The following is a 24,284-nucleotide window of genomic DNA, read 5'->3' as shown; positions in this document are numbered from 1 at the left end:
GCATCGGGAAAAACGGCAATCCAGAAAGAGGATACGCTTATGGCATGGTCTGCCGGCCAATATGTGAAATTCGAGGATGAACGCACGCGCCCGGCGCGCGATCTACTGGCGCAAGTGCCGCTGGAGCATGTCGAGCGAGCGATCGACCTCGGTTGCGGCCCCGGCAATTCGACCGAGCTGATCGTCGAGCGCTACGGTATTGCCGGCGTTTCCGGCCTCGACAGCGACGACAATATGCTCGAAGCCGCACGCAAGCGCATGCCCGGCACGCACTTTGAAAAGGCCGATCTCACCACGTGGCGGCCGGAAGAACCCGTCGACCTGCTTTTTGCCAACGCGGTGTTTCAGTGGCTGCCAAATCATCTCGCTATTCTCGATGAGCTGATGGATGGGCTGAAACCCGGCGGCGTGCTTGCCGTGCAGATGCCCGACAATCTGACCGAGCCGAGCCATCTGATGATGGAAGAAACCGCAAGGAGCGGCCCTTGGAGCGACGCCTTCGCCAGGAAGAGCGTCCGGCGCAATCCGCTGCCCGCGCCTTCCGTCTATTACGACAGGCTGATCGGCAAGTCGCAGCGCCTCGATATCTGGCACACCAACTACAATCATGCGCTGGAGAATGCGGCCGCGATCGTCGAATGGGTAAAGGGTACGGGCCTGCGCCCCTATCTCGACCATGCCGGCGCCGAACATCGAGATGCCTTTACAGCCGAATATCTGAAGCGCATCGAGCGGGCCTATCCGCCACTTGTCGACGGCAAGGTGTTGCTGCGCTTCCCGCGGCTCTTCCTGGTCGCGGTGAAGAAATAGGTTATTTATCAGCCTCGAAATGCCTGCCGGCGGCGGTGCGTCGATCCCATCGACAACCGGCGTCGGCCCGCGCTAGAACACCCATAGCCAAAGCTGAAACAGCAACAGCTCCGAGGAGATAGTCGATGTCGTCCAGAAGCCCCGAACATGGCCGCCAGAAGGAGATCCGCGCATGACCACCCCCGACGTCGCACCGGCTCCGCCGCTGACATTCGTGATCTTCGGCGCCGCCGGCGACCTTACCAGGCGCCTGCTGATCCCGACGCTCATCAACATGACACGCAGCGGACTTATCGGGGAGGATCTGCATATTCTCGGTATCGGCATCGAGACAGGGGGTGTCGACATGCTGCTGGATCGCCTGGAATCATTTCTGAAGACCTCCGGCGATATGGACGATCCGGAGCGGCAGGCCGCATGGCAGAGTCTGCGCAAGCGCATCAGCTATATCTCCGGCGATTTCACCCAGAACGGCGTCTACAAGGAAATTTCGGATTATCTCTCGCATGCGCCGAGCGCCAACGCGGCCTTCTATTTCGCAGTGCCGCCGCGCTTCTTCGGCGATATCGCCGAGAAACTATCCGAAAACGGGCTGATGAACGAGGCGACCGGGGCCTTCCGCCGCATCGCGATCGAAAAACCCTTCGGCAATGATCTTGCCTCGGCACAGGCTTTGAATGCGCGCCTGCTGAACCACGTATCCGAAAGCCAGATCTATCGCATCGACCATTTCCTCGGCAAGGAAACGGTGCAGAACATCATGACGACGCGCTTCGCCAATATGATGATCGAGGCGCTGTGGAACAACAACTATATCGACCACGTGCAGATCACGGCAGCCGAACTCGTTGATGTCGGCACGCGCGGCAAATTCTACGACGCAACCGGCGCGCTTCGTGACATGGTGCCGAACCACCTCTTCCAATTGCTGGCGATGGTGGCGATGGAACCGCCGAACAGCTTCGATGCCGAATCCATCCGCAACGAAAAGGGCAAAGTGCTGAAGGCCCTGCGCATCTACTCGCGCGAAGAGGCGATCAAGAACGGCGTGCGCGGCGCCTATACGGCCGGCCCGATAGCCGGCAGGGATCTGCCGGCTTTTACCCAGACACCCGACGTCGCGCCCGACAGCAACACCGAAACCTTCGTGGCGCTGAAACTCCTGGTCGATACATGGCGCTGGGCCGGCGTACCCTTCTACCTGCGCACGGGCAAGGCGATGAAGGCGCGCGATACGGAAGTGGTCATCACCTTCCGGCCGGTGCCCTTCGCCCAGTTCCCGCGCCACGAATCCCGCCCCGAACTGCCGCCGAACAGGCTCGTCATCCAGGTGCAGCCCGACGAAGGCCTCGATATGGAAATCTCGATCAAATCGCCGGGTCTGGTGCTGAAAACGGCGCCGGTGTCGCTCGACTTCCGCTATGCCGACAGTTTCGATATCGGCAAGCAGACCGGCTATGAGAGCCTGTTCTACGAACTCTTCGTCGGCGACCAGACGCTCTTCCAGCGCGCCGACGGCATCGAAGCCGGCTGGGCGGCCGTGCAGCCCTTCCTCGACCTCTGGGCAGAAGGCGGCAAACCCGACCCTTACGCTCCCGGGAGCACCGGCCCTGCCTGCGCCGACGAACTCATCGAACGCGACGGCCGCAAATGGCATGAGATCGATGGGACGCCGAAGGGCAGGAAGATCTGACCCTGGAGAAGATCAACCGATAGAGGCACCGTCGCCCCTTAACAGAGCGCAATATGACGAAGTCAGGTCCGCCTTCTGAACAATAAAAAGCCGTCGGGAATTAACCGACGGCTTTCTTTTCAAGGCAATAGCAGCCTCAAATAAACTGATGCAGGCCCGGGACGGAATTGACGACCTGGTCGACCACCTCGTCGCCGGCATGCTGGCGAGCGGTGGCAATCGTCTCCTTGGCGAGCGAGCCGATTTCTCCCATGCTGAGACCGCTGCTCATCAACTGCTGGCCGAGTGCCATCAGGCCGCCACCACCGCCGACGGCGCTGAGCAGGCCGCCGAGCAGGCCACCGCCGCCCGTTTCCTCGCCGTTATATTGCGCAACGAGATCGGAGGCGCCGGGAATGGATTCGATCATCTTGGTGACAGGGCCATCCGGAGCTTCGCGCTGCAGGAAGCCAAGAATCATGCCGACAGCCTTTTCCGCAAGGTCGGGAGCGATGCCGGCTTTGGTCGCGATCTGATCAATAACTTCGTTCACTGTGGCCTCCTGCCTTTATAACGTTAACGTCAACGTAACTGAATGCAGCAACCGGCACAAGACGCTCCGGCGGCTGTCATTCTACCAGAAGCGGAACCGTGACGCGAATGGTTGTCCCCCTTCATGCGAGTTCTTATAACAGTGTCAGGACAAATCGATGAATGGCCCCGGCAGCTTTGAAAATCATCCGGTGCTAGAATCAAACAGGTAGAGCATGATGGCCTCCGAAAACCGGTGACACTTTTCGGCATCATGCTCGAGCATTTCCGCTTTTCTTCGAATCGCGAAAAGGCTCTATCTTTTTGTTTTTACGCAGTTCCGGGCGCAAAACCGCTTCGCACTTTTGCTGGAAGTGCTCTAAGGGAGACGACACCATGCCACAGCAGGATGGACAGATTTTCGTCGGCGCAAGCCGCAACCCGGATGAAAGCATCAACAAGGACGAGTTCCTGACGCTGAAATTCGGCAACCGTCACGGCCTCGTCACCGGCGCGACCGGCACCGGCAAGACGGTGACGCTGCAGGTTCTGGCGGAAGGGTTTTCCAAGGCCGGCGTGCCCGTCTTCTGCGCCGACATCAAGGGCGATCTTTCGGGCATCGCCGTCAAGGGCGAGCCAAAGGACTTCCTGCTGAAGCGCGCCGAGGAAATCGGTCTCTCGCCCTATGAATTCGATCAGTTCCCGGTCATCTTCTGGGACCTTTATGGCGAAAAAGGCCATCGCGTGCGCACCACCATCGCCGAGATGGGCCCCCTGCTGCTGGCACGCTTGATGGATGCATCCGAGGCGCAGGAAGGCGTGCTCAACATCGCCTTCAAGATCGCCGATGAGAACGGTCTGGCGCTGCTCGATCTCAAAGACCTGCAGGCGCTGCTGAACTATATGGGCGACAATGCCAGCGAGCTTTCCAGCAAATACGGCCTGATCTCGAAATCTTCCGTGGGCTCGATTCAGCGGGCAATGCTTGTTCTGGAACAGCAAGGCGCGGAAAACTTCTTCGGCGAGCCGGCGCTGAAAATCTCCGACATCATGCGCGTCAGCAATGACGGCTACGGGCAGGTTTCGGTGCTGGCGGCCGACAAGCTGATGATGAACCCGCGCCTCTATGCCACCTTCCTGCTGTGGCTGCTCTCAGAACTGTTCGAGGAACTGCCCGAAGTCGGCGATCCGGATAAGCCGAAGCTGGTCTTCTTCTTCGATGAGGCACATCTACTCTTCAACGATGCGCCGAAGGTGTTGATCGAACGCGTGGAGCAGGTCGTGCGCCTGATCCGCTCCAAGGGCGTCGGCGTCTATTTCGTCACGCAGAACCCGCTCGACGTGCCAGAAACCGTGCTGGCACAGCTCGGCAACCGTGTGCAGCATGCGTTGCGCGCCTATACGCCGCGCGAACAGAAGGCCGTGCAGACGGCGGCCTCGACCTTCCGTCCCAATCCCGCTTTCGATTGCGCTACCGTCATCACGACGCTCGGCACCGGTGAAGCGCTGGTGTCGATGCTCGAGGGCAAGGGTGCGCCATCTATCGTCGAACGCACGCTGATCCGCCCGCCATCCGGCCGCATCGGCCCTGTCACGGACGGCGAGCGCCAAGCCATCCTCAACGGCAGCCCGGTCGCCGGCGTCTACGATCAGACGATCGACCGTGAATCCGCCTATGAAATCCTGGCGGAGCGGGCGCGCAAGGCGGCTGCGCCGCAGAGCGAGAGCGCAGGCGATGGATGGACACTGCCAGGCTTCGGCGGGGATAGCGGCAATTCTGCCGGCCGCCGGTCGGGCTATCAGCGCGAGACGATCATGGAAGCGGCGCTGAAGAGCGTTGCGCGCACGGTCGCGACGCAAGTCGGGCGGGCCTTGGTGCGGGGCATTCTCGGCAGCCTGAAGCGGTAGGTCACACCTCCCCCTTGATAGGGAGGTCGCGGCAAAGCCGCGGGTGGGGGTGACACGTCGCAAACGTGGAGATCACCCCACCCCGACCCTATGGGCCGACCCTCCCCCTCAAGGGGAGGGTGAAAACTACCGCACCGGCGCAACCAGCGAGAAGAACGCTCCCTGCGGGTCGGTGGCCTGCACGATCAAGCTGCCGCCGGGGACTTCCATCGGGCCGTTGACGATCCTGCCGCCGCCTTCCGTAATGCGGGCGATCGCCGCGTCGATCGCGGGAACGTTGATGTAGAAATTCCAGGCAGCCATCGGCATTTCCGCCGGCTTGGTCATGATGCCGCCGAAGTCGCGATCGCCGATCTTGAAGATCTTGTACTTGCCCATCGGCCCCATGTCGAAATCGGAGCTCAGCTCCCAGCCGAACATCTCGCTATAGAAATCGAAAGCTTTCGGGCCGTCGTTGGAATAGAGCTCATGCCAGCCGAAATAGCCCGGTGTCGCAGGAGCAGCCGGCTCCCAGTCCTGGCCGGGCAGCGGCGTGAACAGGCAGAAGGCGGCGCCGTAGGGATCGGAGACGACGGAGAATCGGCCGACGCCTGGAATATCCGCCGGCTCGCGATAGGTCTTGCCGCCCTTGGCGACAACGGTCTTCGTGACTTCGTCGACATTGGGAACGCCGATATAGCCGGTCCAGCAGGGTGGCGTACCCATGGCCTTTGCCTCTTCCGGCAGGACCATCAATCCAGCGACAGGTCCCGCACCGGCGCTGAAGAGCGTATAGTCCATGCCGACATCAGGCATGCCGGCATCCGCCGCATCCCAGCCGACCACTTTGGTATAGAAGGCTTCGGCCGCCTTCATGTCTGAGGTCATCAGCTCGTACCAGACAAAATAACCTTTCTCGGCCATAGCATCGCTCCCTGTTTTGATTGTTGCAATCATCCGTCTCCTCCTGGGCCGGATGTCGGCGCAGGCGCATCATGGCCGATGAAGATGACGGCCGAGCGATGGTCAATCGGCTGATCCGTCTTCCCGGCAAACAGGCGCCAAGTATTAACTAGGCACAAAACGCGATAATTCGACCCCGTCTGACAGGGTTAATTCCACCGCCTCACCATCCCTTAATGGCAGCAGGAATGCGCTTTTGGAGCATCCTCATATTCGTCATGGCGGCGAACGAAATTCATCGTACTTTCTTCATTGCGCCCCTTGGGAGCCCGATCGAGGATCATCAGCGTGCCGATCAATTCCTCGGGCCCTCGGGCATAACTCGAATAGGTATGGAACACATTGCCGGCCTCGTTCTTGTAGAAGGCGCTGAGACCGGGAAGCTCATCAAACCCCTCGGCCGCATCCATCGGCGCGAAGTTGTAGAAGACCTTTTCGCCAGCGAGTTGCTCCTTCGAGAAGGAGACGTGATAATCGAAATTGAAATCGTTGGCGAAGGACGACACCCAGGGGAAACGCCAGCCCATGCGCTTCTTGTAGGCTTCCACCTTCTCCAGTGGCGCGCGAGAGACGGCGACCAGCGTGACGTCGTGATGGTTGAGATGCGGCAGCGCCCCATCGAAATGATCGGCAAGGAAGGAGCAGCCGGTGCAGCCGGCATCCCAGTCCGGGCCGAGCATGAAGTGATAGATGATCAGCTGGCTGCGGCCGTCGAAGAGATCGGCAAGCGTTTTCTTACCGGCCGGCGTGTCGAAAACATAATCCTTCTCGACCTTCACCCAGGGCAAGGCCAGGCGCTCCGCATTGACGCGATCGCGAAGATGCGTGGCCTCCTTCTCCCTGGCTAGCAGTTGACGGCGGGCCTCCAGCCACACTTCCCTGGAAACGACCTGGTTCATTGTCCGCGCTCTCCTCCGGCGTTTTCATTCCCAAATCTTGACAAATACATTGATATCAATATTAATGAATCATGTCAAATACAGTCGAAATTCCCTTTGAAACCACGCTGTTAGTACGCGATACCTGCCTATGCCTGCATGTTCAGCGGGCGGCGCGCGCTCTTGCCCGCCGCTTTGACGAGGCGTTGCGGCCGTTCGGTCTTACCAACGGCCAATTCTCCCTGATGATGTCCCTGAACCGGCCCGCGCCCGCATCCATGGGATCGGTCGCGGCACTCCTGGCAATAGACCAGACGACGCTGACGGCGGCCTTGAAGCCGCTGGAACGGCGGGGGTGGGTGAGCATCGTGCCCAATCCGAAAGATCGCCGTGCCCGCCTGCTCAGCCTGACACCGCCAGGCAAGGCGGCGCTCGCCGCCGCCGTGCCGATCTGGAAGACAACGCATGCCGCCCTCGAAGAGCGGCTGCCCGACGGCAATGGCGATCGCCTGCGCAACGATCTTGCTAGTCTGCTCTGAATTGCGCCTCAGATAGCCGCGGATCGCCCTCGAAATCCTGCCTTTCGAAGCCAATGCGGCGCCGCGGGAATTCGCACAGCGCCTGTACGCCGACGCGCGACAGCCGGATGCGCCAGGTCTGGCGTTCGACGGGTTCGCGCGCGGAGAAGGCCCTGGCCGTGAGCAGAGCTATATTCATGCCGCCGCGAGGATCACGGACCGAACGATAGAGGATTGCCTCGATGCCGCCGGTTCGCGCCGCCTCCGCAAGCGACTGGCAGGCCTCGTAGTTGACCGGATCGGCCCACAGTTTCCGATCACGATCCAAGGGGGGCGCCGTCAGATCGATCGCCGCCTTCGTCGTAATCGCAGCAGAAAAAGCGGTATATTCGGCGGCATTGGCGGGCAACGGCGTATCGGGGGAATCGCGAAAGAAGAGCAGCCGATAGAAGCTCATTTCAGCCAGGGCCGTCTCCACCTGCTCCGAGGCGTAGAAGACGCCAAGTGTGCGGCCCGCGCGGCGGAAACGGGAACCGTGGGGATAGATCGCCCCATAGCGGAAGGGCGTGGCAAGCAGATAGTCGAGCCCGGCGCACTCGGGCGGCAGAACCGGCTTGCTTTCTTCCAGAATGCTTTCGAGAAGCGCCTGCTCCTCCAGCGTGTCCACAAGCTTCAGCGTGGAGACCTGATGCTGCGATTCCACCAGCCGCCAATACCGGCCGGAAATGGCCCTTGTCTCAGACGAGAGCGCGACGGGCGTCCAGATAGGCAAGGACATCGGTCAAACCAGAAATCGAGATGATCTTGTCGATCGGCGCCGCGCCAAAGGCGATGTTGCCGTTACGCAGCCATTGCCGCGCCACAGCCTCGTCGCCACCGACGATGGCGTCGAGCGAACGGAAGAGACGAACAAGAAGCACGGCAAGTTCGAAAGGCTTGCTATCGCGCTCCAGCAGATGATCCTGCCGCTTCATGCGCGATACCGTCGCCTCCGACACGCCGATAATGGCAGCCAGGACACGGGCGCTCAATCCCAGCCTCTCGGCGGCGTTGACGACAGCCTTGGTGATGACCAGCGCTTCGGCAGGCATGGTTTGGCCTATTGTCTGGGCCTTTATCATGGCTATTTCCTTTCCTAAGAAAAGATATAGCATTTTTCTTGCAAAAGAAAAGGAGCGGCAGATCAAACTGTCGCTCCGTTCAAATATATTCCGTATTTCCGGCCCGTAATTCCGGCCGGCAGCACATCTCGCGTCAGACAACAGCAACGGGCACTTCGGTCGAGGTGCGCATGGCGTGGCTGTAGGGGCATACTATATGGGCGGCGGCGGCGAGCTTTTCAGCCTCGGCCTTGTCCATGCCGGGGATATGAACGGCCAGGGATACTTCGATGCCGAAGCCGGTGCCGTCTGCACGCGGGCCGATGCCGACAGTCGCCGTGACCTTTGCGTCTTCCGGAATCTTGACCTTCTGCTGGCCTGCGACAAATTTCAGGGCACCCAGGAAGCAGGCAGAATAGCCGGCTGCAAAGAGCTGTTCAGGATTGGTGCCGGTCGCGCCATCGCCGCCGAGTTCTTTCGGAACAGTCAGCGTGACGTCAAGGACACCATTTTCGGAAGCGGCATGACCGGCGCGGCCACCGGTGGCGGAAGCTTTGGTCGTATAGAGAATAGGCATGTCATCTCTCCTTCGGTTGGATGGATTTTATATACATCACGATTTAATCGCGCGCAATATATGTTTCGCAATTGATTTGAGAAAGTGAATGACGACACGACCGTCAACATGGGGACGGTAGCGGCTGCAATATGAAGGGGAGCCAATCTGCGCGACCACCGCCGGCGGCTATCAATTCGACAATGGTTTGAGATCGAGTTCAGGATCCGGATCCGGCTAGACTGCAAACAAAAGGGCGCCCGCGGCGCCCTTTTGCAGTGATACGGGTATCAGGCCGTAACCAGGATCGGCGCTCGCTCGGGAACGCGGTCGTAGAGATCGATGACATCCTGGTTCAGCAGGCGGACACAGCCGGAGGAAACCGCTTTGCCGATGGAGCGCCAGTCGGGATTGCCGTGCAGGCGGTAGAGTGAGTCCTGTTTATCCTCGAAAATGTAAAGGGCGCGGGCACCAAGCGGGTTCATCAGGCCAGGAGCCATGCCGCCATTGGCGATGGAATATTTTACGAGTTCCGGCTGACGGGCGACCATTTCATCCGGCGGATTCCAGCGAGGCCATTTCTTGCGCCACTGAATGACGCCGCGACCCTGCCAGGCAAATCCTTCGCGGCCGACGCCGATGCCATAGCGCATCGCGGTGCCGCCCTGCTCGGTGACATAGAGCATGCGCTGGGTGGTGTTGACGACTACGCTGCCAGGTGCCTCGCCCGTGGGGTCGATCACCCGCTGACGATAGAAGCGCGGATCGATCTGCTTATAGGGAACAGCCGGAATAACGAAGCCGCCATCCTCGACGGAGGCATAGATTACGGCCGGATCGGGTTGCTCGCCATCATAGCTGGAGAACCAGGTGCGGAACGGCCGCGGGGAGCCGGTATATTGAACCGGGCTGACGACAGGACCGTTGTCGATGGTGGAGGCGCAGCTGGCAAGCGTCGAAACGGCACCAAGACCAGCAAGAGCGAGGAAATTACGTCGGGATAGGGATGAAGGAAGGCTCATGTCGACAGCATAGTTCCTTTGGTGGAGGAAGCGAAAACCTGCATCAACAGGCTGATTCGGTTCCCCGAGAGGTTCGCAGAGACAGAGGCAAAACTAAAGAGCGCTAATCATCCCGACTATCGCACTTATGCAACATCACGAAAATTTGTGGTAAACTACCGCTATAGAACGACGATTTCCGCCTTTTCGGATACTCGATTGTAGAGATCCATCACGTCCTGGTTGAGCATGCGCACACATCCGGAGGATGCCGCCTTGCCGATCGACTGCCAGTCCGGCGTACCGTGAACCCGATAAAGCGTATCCCGGCCGTTCTGATAGATATAGAGCGCACGAGCGCCGAGCGGGTTGGTGGGCCCCGGATTCATGCCGCCGCGCTCGGCCGATAGCGGCCTGATCTGCGGATCGCGCGCGACCATTTCGGCGGGCGGTGTCCAGCGCGGCCATTTCTGCTTCCACTGGATCACGCCTCGGCCGTGCCAGGCATAACCCGCAGCACCGAGACCGACGCCATAGCGCATCGCCTTGCCGCCCGGCTCGATGAAATAGAGATAGTGGCTGCGCGTATCGACAACGATGGTGCCGGGGCGCTCCTTGGTCTGGTAGTCCACTTCCTGCCGCAGGAAGCGCGGATCGATACGCTTATAGGGGATGGCCGGCAGCGTGAAATCATCCTCGCTGCGCTGCGCATACACGGCCTGATGCACCGGATTGAAGGTCGGCAGACCATAGGTCTGGTGGAATTGCGTCTGGAAGAGATCGCGCGCCTGCGGCACGGGCTGGACCGGCAGCCGTTTTACCCTGTTCGGCTCAATACCTTCAGGACGATAGAAAACCGGCGTGGTTTCCTGCACGAAACGATCCGGGTCGGTGGCGCCCGTATCGGGAATGATGCTGCAGGCGGACAATGCTGCCAGAGAGGCAAAAGCGAGCAGGCGACGGGAAACGGGCAGCGAATCGGCCATTCTCGGAAACCAGTTGGGACACATCGGATCGGCCGCATAATGACCGCCGCGGCTGGAGCGAGGCTGGCGTCGATCACCGGGAGCGCGAGCGGATATATTGCACGGAGCGGCCAAACTTCTGTTTTCCCGTGCGGCATCATGGGCTAGATCATTGTCGGACGGAGGATCGCATGAATATCGACAGTCTCGACCCGAGCATCTTCGGCCAGACCGACCGCAAGGCATGGCTTAAGCTGGTGGAACGGGCGCTGAAAGGCAAGGACTTCCAGGAAGCGCTGGTCTCGCGAACCGATGACGGCATCGCCATCGAACCGCTTTATGAGAGATGCCGCGATTATGCGTCGCTCTCGCGCCAACGAGCCGACTTTCCCTGGACGGTGACGCAGCGCATGGACGATCCGGATATCGAGCGGGCGACGATGCAGCTCAGCGACGACCTTGCCAACGGCGCCAATGGCATCTGCCTCATCTCCAAAACCTCCGCTTCCGCCTTCGGCGCCGGCATCGACGCGACAGCCGGCCTTTCCCGCGCGCTGGCGGCGACATGGGACGCGACCGCCGCCTTGCGTTTCGACGGCTTCGCGCCCGATACCGTCGACGCTCTGGTTTCTTCGATCCCGGATTCGACGGCCAAGACATTGCATCTCGGTTTCGATGTCTTTTCCTATGACGGCAGGCAGAGCGCCTTTGCAAAGGATATCAAGCGCTTCGCTGAGCGCGGCCTCACGGGCACGATCATCAACGCCGATGGCCGTGCCGCCCATAATGCCGGCGGAACCGAGGCCCAGGAGCTTGCGGTAACGGCCGCCAGCCTCGCCGGTCATCTGCGACTGCTTGAGGAGGTCGGACTGTCGCCGGAAGCAGCGCTTGCAGCAACCAGCCTCTGCCTTTCAGCCGATCAGAACCAGTTCACGACGATCGCGAAGATGCGGGCGGCGCGGCTGATCTTTACCCGGATCGCCGAGGCCTGCGGCGTAGCCAACCCGAAGCCGGCGCATCTCTTTGCCGAGACGAGCTATCGCATGCTGACCCGCCTCGATCCGGAGACGAATATTCTGCGCAATACGATCGCGGTCTTTTCAGCCGGCATCGGCGGCACCGACGAGATCTCCGTTCTGCCGCATAGCCTGACACATGGCATTCCCGATCCGCTGGCCCGGCGTCTGGCGCGCAATACGCAGACGATTTTGATCGCCGAGAGCCATCTCGATCATGTCGCCGATCCTGCCGCCGGAGCCGGCGGAATAGAGGCTTTGACCGATGCGCTGGCCGAGCGGGCATGGGATATCTTTATCGAGATCGAAGGCGAGGGCGGATTGGCGAAGGTCATTTCCAGCGGGGGGCTCGCGGCAATGGTTTCCGAGGCGCGCGCACAGCGTATGCCAAAGCCGATCGTGGGGACGACGCTGTTTGCAATGAAGATGGAGCGGCCGGTGGCGGTTTTGGGACCCTTGGGTCCGATTGCCCGCGGGATGGGATTGATGCCGGTGCGGTTGGATGAGAGGGTGTCATGATGGCGATTGCTGAATTCGCGGAGAGTGCGACACCCCCCTCTGTCGCTTTCGCGACATCTCCCCCACAAGGGGGGAGATTGGAAGCTCGCGGAGCGCTTCCACCTCAAACAAATCCCTCACCTGCGGCAGCGAAAATTGTTACGGTCGGCTGGGTTAAATTCTGGCTCAGGACGACCTCCCCCCTTGTGGGGGAGATGTCACCAAGTGACAGAGGGGGGTGTGCGCGCTCCGCATTCACGGAGGCTTCCGCTCCATGACCCAAATCCCCGACTTCGCAACCATCCCCTGGGCCAAGCCACAAGCGAGACCGGAGACAATGGGCGCCCCGGCTTGGGAGACCCCCGAAGGCATCGCCGTCAAGCGTGCCTACGATGAACGCGACCTCGCCGGCCTGAACTTCCTTGAGACCTATCCCGGCGCCGCACCTTTCCTGCGAGGCCCCTACCCCACGATGTATGTCCAGCAACCCTGGACCATCCGCCAATATGCGGGCTTCTCCACCGCCGAAGAGTCCAACGCCTTTTATCGCCGCAATCTCGCGGCCGGCCAGAAGGGCCTTTCCGTCGCCTTCGATCTTGCCACCCACCGCGGCTATGACAGCGATCATCCGCGGGTCGCGGGCGATGTCGGCATGGCGGGTGTAGCGATCGATTCCATCCTGGATATGCGCCAGCTCTTCGACGGCATTCCGCTCGATGAGATGAGCGTCTCGATGACCATGAACGGCGCAGTGCTGCCGATCATGGCGCTCTATATCGTTGCGGCGGAGGAACAGGGCGTTTCCGAGGACAAGCTGTCGGGTACGATCCAGAACGACATCCTCAAGGAATTCATGGTCCGCAATACCTATATCTATCCGCCGCAGCCCTCGATGCGGATCGTCTCGGACATCTTCAGCTACACCAGCCAGAGGATGCCGAAGTTCAATTCCATCTCGATCTCCGGCTACCATATGCAGGAGGCCGGAGCCACGGCGGATCTGGAGCTCGCCTATACGATCGCCGACGGCATCGAATATGCGCGCGCGGGCGTGGCAGCCGGGCTTGATATCGACAGCTTCGCCCCCCGTCTCTCCTTCTTCTGGGCCGTGGGCATGAACTTCTTCATGGAAGTTGCCAAAATGCGCGCGGCAAGGCTGATCTGGGCCGCGCTGATGCAGAAGATTTTTGCACCGAAGGACCAGAAATCGCTGGCGCTCAGGACCCATAGCCAGACCTCCGGCTGGTCGCTGACGGCGCAGGACCCGATGAACAATATCATCCGCACCATGATCGAGGCGATGGCGGCCACGCAGGGGCATACGCAGTCGCTCCACACCAACTCCTTCGATGAGGCGCTGGCATTGCCGACGGACCACTCGGCCCGCATCGCCCGCAACACGCAGATCCTGCTGCAGAAGGAATCCGGCACGACAGCGATCATCGACCCCTGGGGCGGCTCGGCCTATGTCGAACGGCTGACCCATGATCTTGCCACCCGCGCCCTTGCGCATATCGAGGAGGTGGAGGCGCTCGGCGGCATGGCGAAGGCGATCGAGAAAGGCATTCCGAAGCTTCGCATCGAGGAAGCCGCTGCCCGAACGCAGGCGCGCATCGACAGCGGCCATCAGACCCTCGTCGGCATCAATTTTTCGCGGCCGGAAAAGGACATCGAAGTCGATGTGCTGAAGGTCGACAATTCCGAGGTGCGGGCCCGGCAGCTTTCCAAACTCCAGCAGCTGAAGGGCACGCGCGAGACGACCGCCGTCGAGACTGCTCTCGATGCTCTGACGGATGCGGCGCGAAACGGCACCGGCAACCTGCTCGACTTCGCCATCAAGGCGGCGAGAGCAAGAGCGACCGTCGGCGAAATCTCGCTGGCGCTGGAAAAGGCCTATGGCCGGCATGTCGCCGAGATCAGGACCATCTCGGGCGTCTACCGTCAGGAAGTCGGCGATGCCGATCCCATCTTCAACAAGGCCGTCGCCAAGGTCGAAGCCTTCCGCAAGCTGCGCGGCGAAAAACCCCGCATCCTCATCGCCAAGATGGGCCAGGATGGGCACGATCGCGGCCAGAAGGTCATCGCCACGGCCTTTGCCGATCTCGGCTTCGACGTGGTCGTCGGCGCCATGTTCCAGACGCCGGAGGAGGTTGCCGATGTTGCCGTTCGGGAAGGCGTCGATATTGTCGGCGCATCGTCGCTAGCCGCGGGCCATCTCACGCTGGTGCCGGAATTGAAGGAGGCGCTTACCCGGCGCCATGCCCGCAATATTCTGATTGCGGTCGGCGGTGTCATCCCGCCGCAGGATTTCGCGGCACTGGAAGCAGCCGGCGCCGATGCGATCTTCCCGCCCGGAACGGTGATTGCGCAAGCCGCGACTGCGCTGATCGAGAAGCTGATGGCGTAAACAGCGATGTACGGAAAGGTTCGGCTTCTCTCCCCGTGCCGCTCTTTAGGGCCTGGTTTAGACGGCCACGCTCCTGAAGAATTCGATGCTCTGCTCGATCTCACCGGGCAGTGCCGAATTGTGGCTGCCCGGCACGGTCGCCATTTCCATCTTCACACCGGCGGCCGTTGCCCGCTTCGAGAGTAGCGCCAGGCGCGAGTCGAAATGCGCCTCTTCGGTGCCATGAAACAGCTTTATCGGGCTCTTGAAGCTGTGCGCATAGCAGAGCGGCGAGCGCATCTGGTATTCGCGCGGGTTCCTGGTGTTGAAACGAATATCCTGCGGATAGCGGCCGAAGAAGGCATAGGCATCCGGATTGCCTGATATGGGCGCGACCGCCCGGAACCGGTGAGTCGACATGGCTGCCAGCATGGCCAGTGTGCCGCCGATGCTGTGTCCGGCCAGGAACATGCGGTGCGGATCGACGCCAGGCAGATGCCGCAGCCGGTTGGAAGCGGCCAGCACATCGGCCACTTCGTCGTAGAAACCCGAGAAATTGCCCTTTTGGCCGTTTTCTCCACGCAGGGAGGGGATCATGACAACGTAGCCGGCTTCGACATAGGGCTTCATCAGCTGCCAATGCCCTTGGCCGATGGCGTTGCCGCCATGGAGGAACAACACGGCCGGCTTCGGCTTCTCCGAACGCGTATAGCGGGAAACCCAGGCGACGAGCTCCAGTTCTTCGCCCACGCCGCTGCGATAGAAAAGCCGCTCTGCCGTCGAGGGCGTGACCAGCTGTTCGTAGACGTCAGGAGCCGGCCCCTTGCTCAGAAGATCCGTTCGAAACAGGTGGCGCTCCCTAGCATAGTCGCCCGAAAGCAGCGGCGGGGCATCCTCAGCTTTCTCATCGCTCCGGGCGATCGCGCCCTTAGTCACGGCGGGCTTGCCGCCTGTCGTGCTGTCATCGGCAGCCCTGACGATGGAGGGCGCAAAAAGTGTAATAGCGATGCCAGCAAGAACGCCGCGGCGATCGGGACGAAATGCATTGTCGTCAGACATGGTCATGAGCTCTGTCCAAATATCCCGGCGCAGTTCAAATCTGCACGGGTTGAAAGGCCGGGCCAACTCACTTTGTGGTGAGGAATCGCCCTCGCCTATTCATCGACAACGGGAGCCTTGGCGTCAATCATCGCGATCAAAGTTTCCAGCCTGTCGGCCTCGTAGGGCGGCTTGTCGGGCCGTAGCCGCGCAATACGGGGAAAGCGCATGGCAACGCCGGATTTGTGGCGGGTGGAGCGATTGATGCCTTCGAAAGCGACTTCGAGCACGAAACCGAAATCGCGATCGGCACGAACGGCGCGCACGGGGCCGAAACGATCGACCGTATTGTTGCGCACGAACTTGTCGAGCACTTCCAGCTCGGCATCGGTAAAGCCGAAATAGGCCTTGCCGACGGGCACGAGCTGCTCGCCCTCGCGCGTCATAGACCAAACCCCAAAGGTGAAATCGGAATAGTAGCTGGAACGCTTGCCGTGACCACGCTGCGCATACATCAGCACGGCATCGATATTATAAGGGTCGCGCTTCCACTTGAACCAGGGCCCCTTGGCGCGGCCGGCGAGATAGGCGCTGTCCTTGCGCTTGATCATCACACCTTCGATCACCGGATCGGGCGGCGAGGAGCGCAGCCGATCGAGTTCATCCCATGAGGTGAAATCGACGAGCGGCGATAGGTCGAAACGATCATGTGGGGCCGCATCGATGATCTCCGTCAGCCGCTCGCGCCGATCGAGGAAACCGCGGGCGCGCACGTCCTCCGCGCCGTCGAACAGAAGATCGTAGGCGCGGATGAAGGCTGGAAACTCGTCCAGCATCTTTGCCGTCACGGTCTTGCGGTTGAGGCGCTGCTGCAGATCGGAAAAGCTGCGCGTCGGGCTGTTGGAGCGGACAGTGCCGCCGACCAGCAGCTCGCCATCCATCACGCCTTCGAAGTTCATCGCATCGACGATATCAGGGAAGGCGCCGGATATGTCATCGCCGGAGCGAGAATAGAGCTTGCTCGTTTGCCCGGAGCGCGAAAGCTGGACGCGGATACCATCCCATTTCCATTCGGCGGCGAAATCGCGGGGGTCGAGCGCGTCAAGATCGCCCGGCTCCACGGGATTGGCGAGCATGACGGAATGGAAGATCGCGGGCGTTGCCAATATCGGCCGCTCGCCCTTGCCCTCAAGCCAGTGAAACAGGCTTTCATAGGGCGGCTGCAAGCCATGCCACAGCGTCTCGATCTCCGTTACGTCCTTGCCGCTCATCTCGGCCAGCGCCTGCTTGGCGAGCCGCGCCGAGACACCGATGCGCATCGCGCCAGTCGCGAGCTTGAGGAAGGCGAAACGGCCCGACGTATCCAGCCTGTCGAGCAGATCGCGCACGAAGTTGCGCACCTCGGTGCGCCCAAGCGCATTCATGCGACGGACGACCTCGCCGAGCTTCGGCTGCTCGCCGGCAGGGCGCTCGATATCGCTCTCCTTGTCCCAGACCAGCGAGATCGTTTCGGCGAGATCGCCGACATAATCGTAAGAATAGCGGAACAGCACCTCATCCATACGCTCGAGAACGAGTTCGCGCAGCATGGCGGGCTTGACGTTGCGCACCTCGAGCGTGCCGGCAATGGCGGCCAGACCGTAGCCACGGTCCGGGTCGGGCGTATCGCGGAAATAATCGGTCAGCAGCTTCAGCTTGCCGTTGCGGCTCGGCGTCAGCACCAGACGATCGAGAAGGTCGGCAAAGGCTTTCATCAATCGCCCTCGTCTTCATAGCCGATGAGATGAAGCGGCTTGGCGGCGATGCCCTGCAGCTCGCACCAGCGCACCAGCGCCTCTTCGCGCCCGTGGGTGACCCAGACCTCGCTCGGCTTCAAATCGGAGATCGTCTCGGTCAGCTCCGGCCAGTCACAATGATCCGATATGACCAACGGCAGCTCGACGCCGAGCTGCTTGGCGCGCTGGCGCACCATCATCCAGCCGGAGGCGAAAGCCGGCAGCGGATCATGGAACCGTCTCGCCCAGCGATCCTGAAACGCGGAGGGCGGGCCGACGACGACGGCGCCGTGAAAGACCGACTGATCGCGGCTCTCGATGGTGGCTGGCTTGAGTTCGCCGAGCGCGATGCCCTGGCTGACATAATAGTCGCACAGGGTTTCGAGCGCACCGTGAATGTAGATCGGCTTGTCATAGCCGGCATCGCGCAGGAGGCGAATGACGCGCTGCGCCTTGCCCAGCGCATAGGCGCCGATCAGATGCGTTCGTTCCGGAAACTGGCGAAGCGACGCCAGGAGCTTGCGCGTTTCGGACATCGGATCGGGATGATGGAAGACAGGCAGTCCGAAAGTGGCCTCGGTGATGAAGACATCGCAGGGCACCGGCACATAGGCTTCACAAGTCGGGTCCGGCCGGCGCTTGTAATCGCCTGATACCACGATGCGCAGCCCATCCTTCTCCACCGCGATCTGCGCCGAGCCGAGCACATGGCCCGCCGGATGGAACTGCACCTTGACGCCGTTGATCGTCACCTCCTCGCCGAAACCGATCGCCTGCTCCGAGCCGGCAAAATCATCACCGTAGCGGATGCGCATGATATCGAGCGTCTGGCGGGTGGCGAGCACATGGGCATGGCCGGAGCGGGCGTGATCAGAATGACCATGCGTGACGAGTGCCCGCTCGACCGGTTGCACAGGATCGATATGAAAGCCGCCGATCGGGCAGAACAAGCCCTCTGGCGCGGGATAAAGCAGTTGATCGGGTCTCATGACTCAAGAGGATAGCGCGATTTGCACGATTAGGTAGCGATGACGGCAGCTTTTTGATCGAATCCGGATGTCGGTTGCCGATCCGGTAGATCGAAGCGAGGACAGAGCTCTTTCTGAACCGGTAAACGAGGTAGAAACTTTCTAATTCTTCGGCCGATAAATGCATTGATCGCCGGTGCATGCATCAAAATGGCACAGAAGGTCTTGGCATGATTTCTGCTTCGTCGGGGTCATCTACGGAGTTCCTAATGATCCAACGCCGCGCCTTCATCGCTTCCCTAGCCGCCTCGGCAGCGGCTGGCCTGTTTGCACCGCGCGTTTTCGCCGCGCCGCTTGCCAAAATGGTCGGTGCCGAGCTGCGCGGTCCGATCGACGCCGTTGCGCTGAAGACGACGCCGGGTGCCAGCGATTTCAAGAGCGGCAAGCTGCAGGCGATGATCGACAATGCGGCGCGTACCAGCATGCCGCTCTTCCTGCCGCCCGGCACATACAATATCTCCAACCTGACGCTGCCTGATAATACGCGCATCAACGGCGTGCCCGGCGCTTCGCGGCTCGTCTATAGCGGCGACGGCCATCTGATGAATGCAGACAAGGCCAGGCGCATCGAGCTTTCCGGCCTCGTTTTCGATGGCGGCAATCGCTGGCTTGCCGATTATGCCGGCGGCCTCCTGCAATTTACCGGCGTCGACGAAGTGCTGATCGACAATTGCGAAGTTACCGGCAGCCGCAAACACGGGCTGCAGCTGGAACGCTGCGGCGGGCGGATCGCGCGTAGCCGCATCTCCGGGGCCGCCGAGGCGGGCATCTATTCCGTCCAGTCAACCGGATTGACGGTGACAGGCAATCGCGTCGAGGATTGCGGCAATGGCGGCATCCTCATCCATCGCTGGGACAAGGCCGAGGATGGCAGCAGCGTCACCGACAACCGCATTGCCCGCATCCGCGCCAATGGCGGCGGCACCGGCCAGAATGGCAACGGCATCAACGTCTTCCGCGCCGATGGCGTCACGGTTTTGGGCAATCAGATCAGCGATTGCGCCTTCACCGCCGTCCGCGCCAACTCGGCATCGAATGTGCAGATCTCGAACAATCAATGCCTGCGTTCGGGCGAAACCGCCATCTACTGCGAATTCGAATTCGTCGGCGCCACGATCAACAACAACCTGGTCGATGGCGCCGCTAACGGCATCTCGGTCACGAATTTCGACAAGGGCGGGAGGCTCGCAACCGTGACGGGCAATGTCATCCGCAACCTGTCGCTGACAGCACCCTATGCGCAGGACGGCGGCTTCGGCATCGGTATCTCGGCGGAAGCCGATACGCTTGTGGCCGACAATGTCATCGAGAACGCGCCGCTCTGGGGCATGCGGCTTGGCTGGGGTCAATATCTCCGCGATGTGGTCGCGACCGGCAATATCGTCAGGCACGCCGGGATCGGCTGCGTCGTCTCCGTCGCCGACGGTGCCGGCTCGGCGGTGATTGCGGGCAATCTCTTCCAGGAGATGCAGCAAGCCGCGATCATGGGCTTTCGCTGGGACAAGCCAGCATCGGGCGACCTCACCAAGGGAAGCGCGCAGTTCCCGCAACTGACCATCGAAAACAACAGATTGGCTTGACGCACGCCGCGAGTGTGCAGCGATTTTGCGATAACGGGTATGCGCTTTAAACCGTTCGCCAGTTCGGCTGCCGCTTTTCGAAGAAGGCGGTAATGCCCTCCCTCGCCTCCTCGGTCTCCCAGGCATCCGCCAGTTGCTCGACGACATGATCGATCATGCTGTCGGTGATCGGCCTGCCGACGGAGCGCGCCAAGGCCTTGGCGCGGGCGGCTGCCTGCGGCGATGCTGCCAGGAAATGGCGGACTTCCGCCTCCACGGCTTCATCCAGCGCCTCCTCCGCGACGACCCGCGACAGAAGACTTGCGGCATGCGCCTGCCAGGCATCGACGATTTTGCCGGAGAGGAAGAGCGGGCGCGCATTCGTCTCGCCGATGCGCGCGATGACATAGGGGCTGATCGTGGCGGGGATGATACCGAGACGCACCTCCGTCAGACCGAAACGGGCGGTCGACGCCGCGATCACCATATCGCAGACGCTAAGGATGCCGATGCCCCCGCCGAAGGCATTGCCGTGAACGCGGGCAATCAGCGGCTTGGGCAGCTCGTTCAGCGCCTTGAACAGCGTGGCAAGCCTCCGCGCTTCCACCATACGCCCTTCCCGCGTGGCGTCGAACTGGGCGCGCATCCAGCCGAGATCGCCGCCGGCGCAGAAGCTGGCACCCTCACCGGTGAGCACGACGACGCGAACCGCTTTGTCACGGGCAAGTTCACGTGTTGCTGCCGTGAGATCATCGATCATCTCGGCCGACAGGGCATTGTGCTTTTCGGCCCGCGTCAGCGTCAGATAGGCGACACCCCGCTCGTCGATGATGATGCGAATCGTTTGCGATATCATGCGGCACTCCTGAGGCTGCGAGCGAAGGCGGCAGCGGCCGCGAGCTTGTCCTTGTCCAGGCCGGTTTCGTATCCCCGCGCCTCCAGATAGTCGCAGACCGCCACCGTATCGACATTGCCCTTCGCACCGGGGGCAAAGGGGCAACCGCCAAGACCGCCGGCGGAAGCATCGAAGACGCGCAGGCCGCGCTCCAGGGCGACGGCAATATTCTCAAGCGCGCGTCCCGACGTATCGTGAAAATGCCCTGCCAGAACCATGGCGGGCAGCTCGGCCAGCACGGCGGCGAGCATGTGATCGATTGCCTCAGGTGTGCCTTTACCGATCGTGTCACCAAGGCTGATTTCATAGCAACCAAGCGCACGCAGCTGCCAGGCGACGCTGACGACATTCTGCGGCGGCACCGCTCCCTCATAGGGGCATTCGACGGCGCAGCTGACATAGCCGCGCAACGGGACACCGCGATCCCGGCTGGCCGCGGCAACCGGCCGGAAGCGTTCAATGCTTTCGGCGATCGAGCAATTGATATTGCGCATGGAAAAGGTTTCGGAAGCCGAAGCGAAGATCGCAACTTCATCGGCGCCGGCTGCAAGGGCGGCCTCGAAGCCCTGCATGTTGGGCGCCAGCGCTGCGTAACGAACGCCCGAACGCCGCACTATGCCGGCCATGACATCGGCAGCATCGGCCAGTTGCGGCACCCATTTCGGACTGACGAAGCTCGTAACCTCTATGCGCTCGAAACCGCAATCGGAGAGCTGGTTTATCAGCTCGATCTTGTGCGCGGTATCGACCGGCTGCTTTTCATTCTGCAGCCCGTCGCGCGGCGCCATCTCGACGATGGTGACGTGGTCGGAGGGTTTGTCGATCATGCCGCATCCTCCGGCCGAAGCGACAGAAGCACGGCGCTTTCGCTGGTCTGATCCCCCACGCCGACATGCAGGCTTTCGACGACGCCGTCGCGCGCGGCCGTCAGCGTCAGCTCCATCTTCATGGCCTCCATGACGATCAGCGCCTGTCCTTTGGTCACCGGGTCTCCCTCGCGAACGCGCACGATCTTAACCAGGCCGGGCATCGGCGCGATCACGCGGTCGCCGCCGCTGGTCGCCTCCTCCGCTCCGTCGAGAAGATCGAGGCGATGGAAATGATGCGTTTGCCCGTCGAGGAACAAAGTCACGCCCGACGAGATCTTGAGGATATCGACATGAGATTGCCTGCCGTCGATCTCGATACGCCGGGAAACATCATTCCCTTCGAGGAGACGGACGGGAATGGTGCGCTCATCGAAAGCAACGTCGAAAAGCGTGCCCCCCTTTGCGATCACGCGTGCACGCCTTTGACCGCCGGCAAAATGCACCGTGACGGGACGGCTCGCCTCCCCCCAAAGCTGCCAGGCGCCGAACGAGAGCCAGGGATCGCTGTCATCGCTCCGGGCAAATCCGCCCGCCTCGACAATGGCGGCAATAGCAAGAGCCGCATCGTCGGGCTGTCGCGCCGAGGTCAGCGCCTCCACGTCCCGGTCGATCAATCCCGTATCCGGATGGCCGACGGCGAAATCCGGCTGACGGCTCAACCGGATGAGGAAATCGAGGTTGGTGGCAGTTCCGGCAACCTGTGTCTGCTCCAGGCCTCGTGTGAGCTTCGCGAGTGCGGCCGCGCGATCCGGCGCATGCACCGTCAGCTTGGCGATCAGCGGGTCGTAATGGGAGGTGACGGTATCGCCTTCGCACACGCCTGAATCGATGCGGACATCGCCTTGGGGAAAGCGCAAATGCGAAAGCGTGCCGGTTGCCGGCAGGAATCCGCGCGACGGGTCTTCCGCATAGAGGCGCGCTTCGAAGGCCCAGCCATTTATGGCGAGCTCAGCTTGCGTTTTCGGCAGCGGCTCACCGCTTGCGACGCGGAATTGCCATTCCACCAGATCGACGCCGGTTATCGCTTCGGTGACAGGGTGCTCGACCTGCAGACGTGTGTTCATTTCCATGAAGAAGAAGCGCTCCGGCGACAGGCCGTCGGAGACATCGGCGATGAATTCGACCGTGCCGGCGCCACGATAATCGATGGCGCGGGCGGCGCGAACGGCCGCTTCGCCCATGGCGCTGCGCATTTCCTCCGTCATGCCCGGGGCCGGTGCTTCCTCGATCACCTTCTGGTGCCGGCGCTGCAGCGAGCAATCGCGCTCGAAAAGATGCACGGCATTGCCGTAGCTGTCTCCGCAGACCTGGATCTCGATATGGCGTGGCTTGACGAGATATTTTTCGATGAGCACGGCATCGTCGCCGAAAGCGGATTTCGCCTCGCGCTTTGCAGCCTCCAACGAAGCCTCGAAATCCTCCGGCCGGTCGACGCGGCGCATGCCCTTGCCGCCGCCGCCCGCCCGCGCCTTGATGAGAACGGGAAAGCCGATAGCCGCCGCTTGATCGGCAAGGAAGTCGGCCTCCTGCCCATCGCCATGATAGCCGGGGACGACGGGCACGCCTGCCCGTTCCATCAGCGCCTTGGCCGCATCCTTCAGGCCCATGGCCCGGATCGAGGCCGGTGACGGGCCGATGAAGACGAGACCCGCGGTTTCGACCGCCTCGGCGAAATCGGCGTTCTCCGAGAGAAAGCCGTAACCGGGATGGATGGCCTCCGCTTGGGTGCGCTGAGCCGCGGCAATGATCTTTTCCTTCGAAAGATAGCTGTCGCTCGCCGCCGCCGGGCCGATATGAACGGCCTCGTCGGCGAGTGCCACATGCAGGGCATCCCGGTCGGCGTCGGAATAGACGGCGACCGTGCGGATGCCCAGGCGCTTCGCCGTGCGGATAACCCGGCAGGCGATTTCGCCCCGATTGGCGATCAGTATCTTCGAAAACATCGGCGGACCCTATTGCGCGGCAATGACTTCGACTTCGAGCAGCCAGGCCGTATCGAAAATGCCGGCAATCACGACGGTCATGGCGGGCGTGAGCGAGCCCAGATATTCGCTGCGGATCTCGCGGTTCTCGATCGTGTGATGTCGATCCGCAAGAAAGGTGGTGACCTTGACGATATCGTCCTTCGTCATGCCGGCTGCCTTCAGCTGGGCATCGATGTTGTGCCAGACCTGGCGAGCCTGCGCCTTAAAACCCTCCGGCAAGGCATCATCGACATCGGTCGGTATTTGTCCGCTGACAAAGAGCAATCGCTCGAAATTCTCGAGCTTTACGGCTTGCGCGTAGCCGCCGCGGGGTTGCGGCGCATTCTTGGCATTGATGGCATCGCGTTTCATCTC

General features: G+C 61.5%; 22 protein-coding genes. 7 read left to right on the top strand and 15 right to left on the bottom strand.

The genetic code is table 11. The features are described 5' to 3' along the window. The first annotated feature begins 39 nt into the window (after positions 1 to 39). Both tam and zwf read left to right on the top strand, forming a co-directional pair. Entirely contained in the window at positions 40 to 810 is a 771-nt protein-coding gene (gene tam / locus C7U61_RS06140; protein WP_106997280.1) for a trans-aconitate 2-methyltransferase, read from the top strand. A gap of 172 nt (positions 811 to 982) precedes the next feature. After that, positions 983 to 2,503, top strand: coding sequence for a glucose-6-phosphate dehydrogenase (gene zwf / locus C7U61_RS06135; protein ID WP_106997279.1), 1,521 nt, complete (start codon positions 983 to 985; stop codon positions 2,501 to 2,503). A 136-nt stretch (positions 2,504 to 2,639) separates the two neighbouring features. On the opposite strand, the gene C7U61_RS06130 is transcribed toward zwf, so the two are convergent. Beyond that, complete coding sequence (locus C7U61_RS06130; RefSeq protein WP_015339165.1) at positions 2,640 to 3,035, bottom strand: hypothetical protein; 396 nt, start codon at positions 3,033 to 3,035, stop codon at positions 2,640 to 2,642. A gap of 374 nt (positions 3,036 to 3,409) precedes the next feature. Here C7U61_RS06130 and C7U61_RS06125 point away from each other — a divergent pair, with 374 nt between their 5' ends. Further along, complete coding sequence (locus C7U61_RS06125; protein ID WP_106997278.1) at positions 3,410 to 4,921, top strand: helicase HerA-like C-terminal domain-containing protein; 1,512 nt, start codon at positions 3,410 to 3,412, stop codon at positions 4,919 to 4,921. Positions 4,922 to 5,047: 126 nt separating this feature from the next. On the opposite strand, the gene C7U61_RS06120 is transcribed toward C7U61_RS06125, so the two are convergent. Both C7U61_RS06120 and C7U61_RS06115 read right to left on the bottom strand, forming a co-directional pair. Beyond that, complete coding sequence (locus C7U61_RS06120) at positions 5,048 to 5,824, bottom strand: VOC family protein (protein WP_106997684.1); 777 nt, start codon at positions 5,822 to 5,824, stop codon at positions 5,048 to 5,050. A gap of 212 nt (positions 5,825 to 6,036) precedes the next feature. Next, positions 6,037 to 6,762 carry a thioredoxin family protein gene (locus tag C7U61_RS06115; RefSeq protein ID WP_106997277.1) on the bottom strand — a complete coding sequence of 242 codons (726 nt, stop codon included), beginning with the start codon at positions 6,760 to 6,762 and terminating at the stop codon, positions 6,037 to 6,039. Between the two features lie 71 nt (positions 6,763 to 6,833). Here C7U61_RS06115 and C7U61_RS06110 point away from each other — a divergent pair, with 71 nt between their 5' ends. Next, entirely contained in the window at positions 6,834 to 7,280 is a 447-nt protein-coding gene (locus C7U61_RS06110) for a MarR family transcriptional regulator (RefSeq protein ID WP_106997276.1), read from the top strand. Here the strand turns inward: C7U61_RS06110 and C7U61_RS06105 are convergent. The 5 genes from C7U61_RS06105 to C7U61_RS06085 all read right to left on the bottom strand — a co-directional run bounded on the left by C7U61_RS06105 (position 7,267) and on the right by C7U61_RS06085 (position 10,902). Next, the gene (locus C7U61_RS06105; protein ID WP_106997275.1) at positions 7,267 to 8,037 is read right to left on the bottom strand and encodes an RES family NAD+ phosphorylase; all 771 of its coding nucleotides are present in this window, start codon (positions 8,035 to 8,037) and stop codon (positions 7,267 to 7,269) included. The two genes, C7U61_RS06110 and C7U61_RS06105, sit on opposite strands and share 14 nt — an antisense overlap. Beyond that, a complete protein-coding gene (locus C7U61_RS06100) occupies positions 7,997 to 8,380 on the bottom strand; it encodes an antitoxin Xre-like helix-turn-helix domain-containing protein (protein ID WP_106997274.1) in 384 nt (127 codons plus the stop codon). The genes C7U61_RS06105 and C7U61_RS06100 overlap by 41 nt, the downstream gene beginning before the upstream one ends. 133 nt (positions 8,381 to 8,513) lie before the next feature. Beyond that, complete coding sequence (locus tag C7U61_RS06095; protein ID WP_106997273.1) at positions 8,514 to 8,936, bottom strand: organic hydroperoxide resistance protein; 423 nt, start codon at positions 8,934 to 8,936, stop codon at positions 8,514 to 8,516. 269 nt (positions 8,937 to 9,205) lie between these two features. Next, positions 9,206 to 9,937 carry a L,D-transpeptidase family protein gene (locus C7U61_RS06090; protein WP_106997272.1) on the bottom strand — a complete coding sequence of 244 codons (732 nt, stop codon included), beginning with the start codon at positions 9,935 to 9,937 and terminating at the stop codon, positions 9,206 to 9,208. Positions 9,938 to 10,098: 161 nt separating this feature from the next. After that, complete coding sequence (locus tag C7U61_RS06085; protein WP_106997271.1) at positions 10,099 to 10,902, bottom strand: L,D-transpeptidase; 804 nt, start codon at positions 10,900 to 10,902, stop codon at positions 10,099 to 10,101. Between the two features lie 170 nt (positions 10,903 to 11,072). On the opposite strand from C7U61_RS06085, the gene C7U61_RS06080 reads away from it, so the two are divergent. Next, a complete protein-coding gene (locus tag C7U61_RS06080; protein ID WP_106997270.1) occupies positions 11,073 to 12,416 on the top strand; it encodes a methylmalonyl-CoA mutase family protein in 1,344 nt (447 codons plus the stop codon). Between the two features lie 253 nt (positions 12,417 to 12,669). Then, positions 12,670 to 14,802, top strand: a complete 2,133-nt coding sequence (scpA, locus tag C7U61_RS06070; RefSeq protein WP_106997268.1) for a methylmalonyl-CoA mutase — start codon at positions 12,670 to 12,672, stop codon at positions 14,800 to 14,802. 57 nt (positions 14,803 to 14,859) lie between these two features. Here scpA and C7U61_RS06065 read toward each other — a convergent pair whose 3' ends face one another. The 3 genes from C7U61_RS06065 to C7U61_RS06055 all read right to left on the bottom strand — a co-directional run bounded on the left by C7U61_RS06065 (position 14,860) and on the right by C7U61_RS06055 (position 18,583). Further along, entirely contained in the window at positions 14,860 to 15,846 is a 987-nt protein-coding gene (locus tag C7U61_RS06065; protein WP_106997267.1) for an alpha/beta fold hydrolase, read from the bottom strand. Between the two features lie 89 nt (positions 15,847 to 15,935). Next, positions 15,936 to 17,573, bottom strand: a complete 1,638-nt coding sequence (locus tag C7U61_RS06060; RefSeq protein ID WP_106997266.1) for a cisplatin damage response ATP-dependent DNA ligase — start codon at positions 17,571 to 17,573, stop codon at positions 15,936 to 15,938. Next, positions 17,573 to 18,583 (bottom strand): ligase-associated DNA damage response exonuclease, encoded by a 1,011-nt coding sequence (locus tag C7U61_RS06055; protein ID WP_106997265.1) that lies wholly within the window; start codon positions 18,581 to 18,583, stop codon positions 17,573 to 17,575. The genes C7U61_RS06060 and C7U61_RS06055 overlap by 1 nt, the downstream gene beginning before the upstream one ends. Before the next feature lie 248 nt (positions 18,584 to 18,831). On the opposite strand from C7U61_RS06055, the gene C7U61_RS06050 reads away from it, so the two are divergent. Then, positions 18,832 to 20,202 (top strand): TIGR03808 family TAT-translocated repetitive protein, encoded by a 1,371-nt coding sequence (locus C7U61_RS06050; protein WP_106997264.1) that lies wholly within the window; start codon positions 18,832 to 18,834, stop codon positions 20,200 to 20,202. Between the two features lie 46 nt (positions 20,203 to 20,248). Here the strand turns inward: C7U61_RS06050 and C7U61_RS06045 are convergent, their stop codons facing one another. The 4 genes from C7U61_RS06045 to C7U61_RS06030 are packed head-to-tail and all read right to left on the bottom strand — an operon-like array spanning position 20,249 to position 24,281. Continuing rightward, positions 20,249 to 21,037 carry a crotonase/enoyl-CoA hydratase family protein gene (locus C7U61_RS06045; RefSeq protein ID WP_106997263.1) on the bottom strand — a complete coding sequence of 263 codons (789 nt, stop codon included), beginning with the start codon at positions 21,035 to 21,037 and terminating at the stop codon, positions 20,249 to 20,251. Further along, positions 21,034 to 21,903 (bottom strand): hydroxymethylglutaryl-CoA lyase, encoded by an 870-nt coding sequence (locus C7U61_RS06040; protein ID WP_106997262.1) that lies wholly within the window; start codon positions 21,901 to 21,903, stop codon positions 21,034 to 21,036. The genes C7U61_RS06045 and C7U61_RS06040 overlap by 4 nt, the downstream gene beginning before the upstream one ends. Beyond that, the gene (locus C7U61_RS06035) at positions 21,900 to 23,888 is read right to left on the bottom strand and encodes an acetyl/propionyl/methylcrotonyl-CoA carboxylase subunit alpha (protein WP_106997261.1); all 1,989 of its coding nucleotides are present in this window, start codon (positions 23,886 to 23,888) and stop codon (positions 21,900 to 21,902) included. Before C7U61_RS06035 ends, C7U61_RS06040 begins: the two co-directional genes overlap by 4 nt. A 9-nt stretch (positions 23,889 to 23,897) precedes the next feature. Continuing rightward, positions 23,898 to 24,281 (bottom strand): RidA family protein, encoded by a 384-nt coding sequence (locus C7U61_RS06030; protein ID WP_106997260.1) that lies wholly within the window; start codon positions 24,279 to 24,281, stop codon positions 23,898 to 23,900. Between the last annotated feature and the right edge of the window lie 3 nt (positions 24,282 to 24,284).

Origin of the sequence: Rhizobium sp. JAB6 (genome assembly GCF_003024605.1) — a bacterium.
GTDB lineage: Bacteria > Pseudomonadota > Alphaproteobacteria > Rhizobiales > Rhizobiaceae > Rhizobium.
Note: the sequence above shows the minus strand (reverse complement) of the source record. Positions and strands in the feature narration are given on the sequence as shown.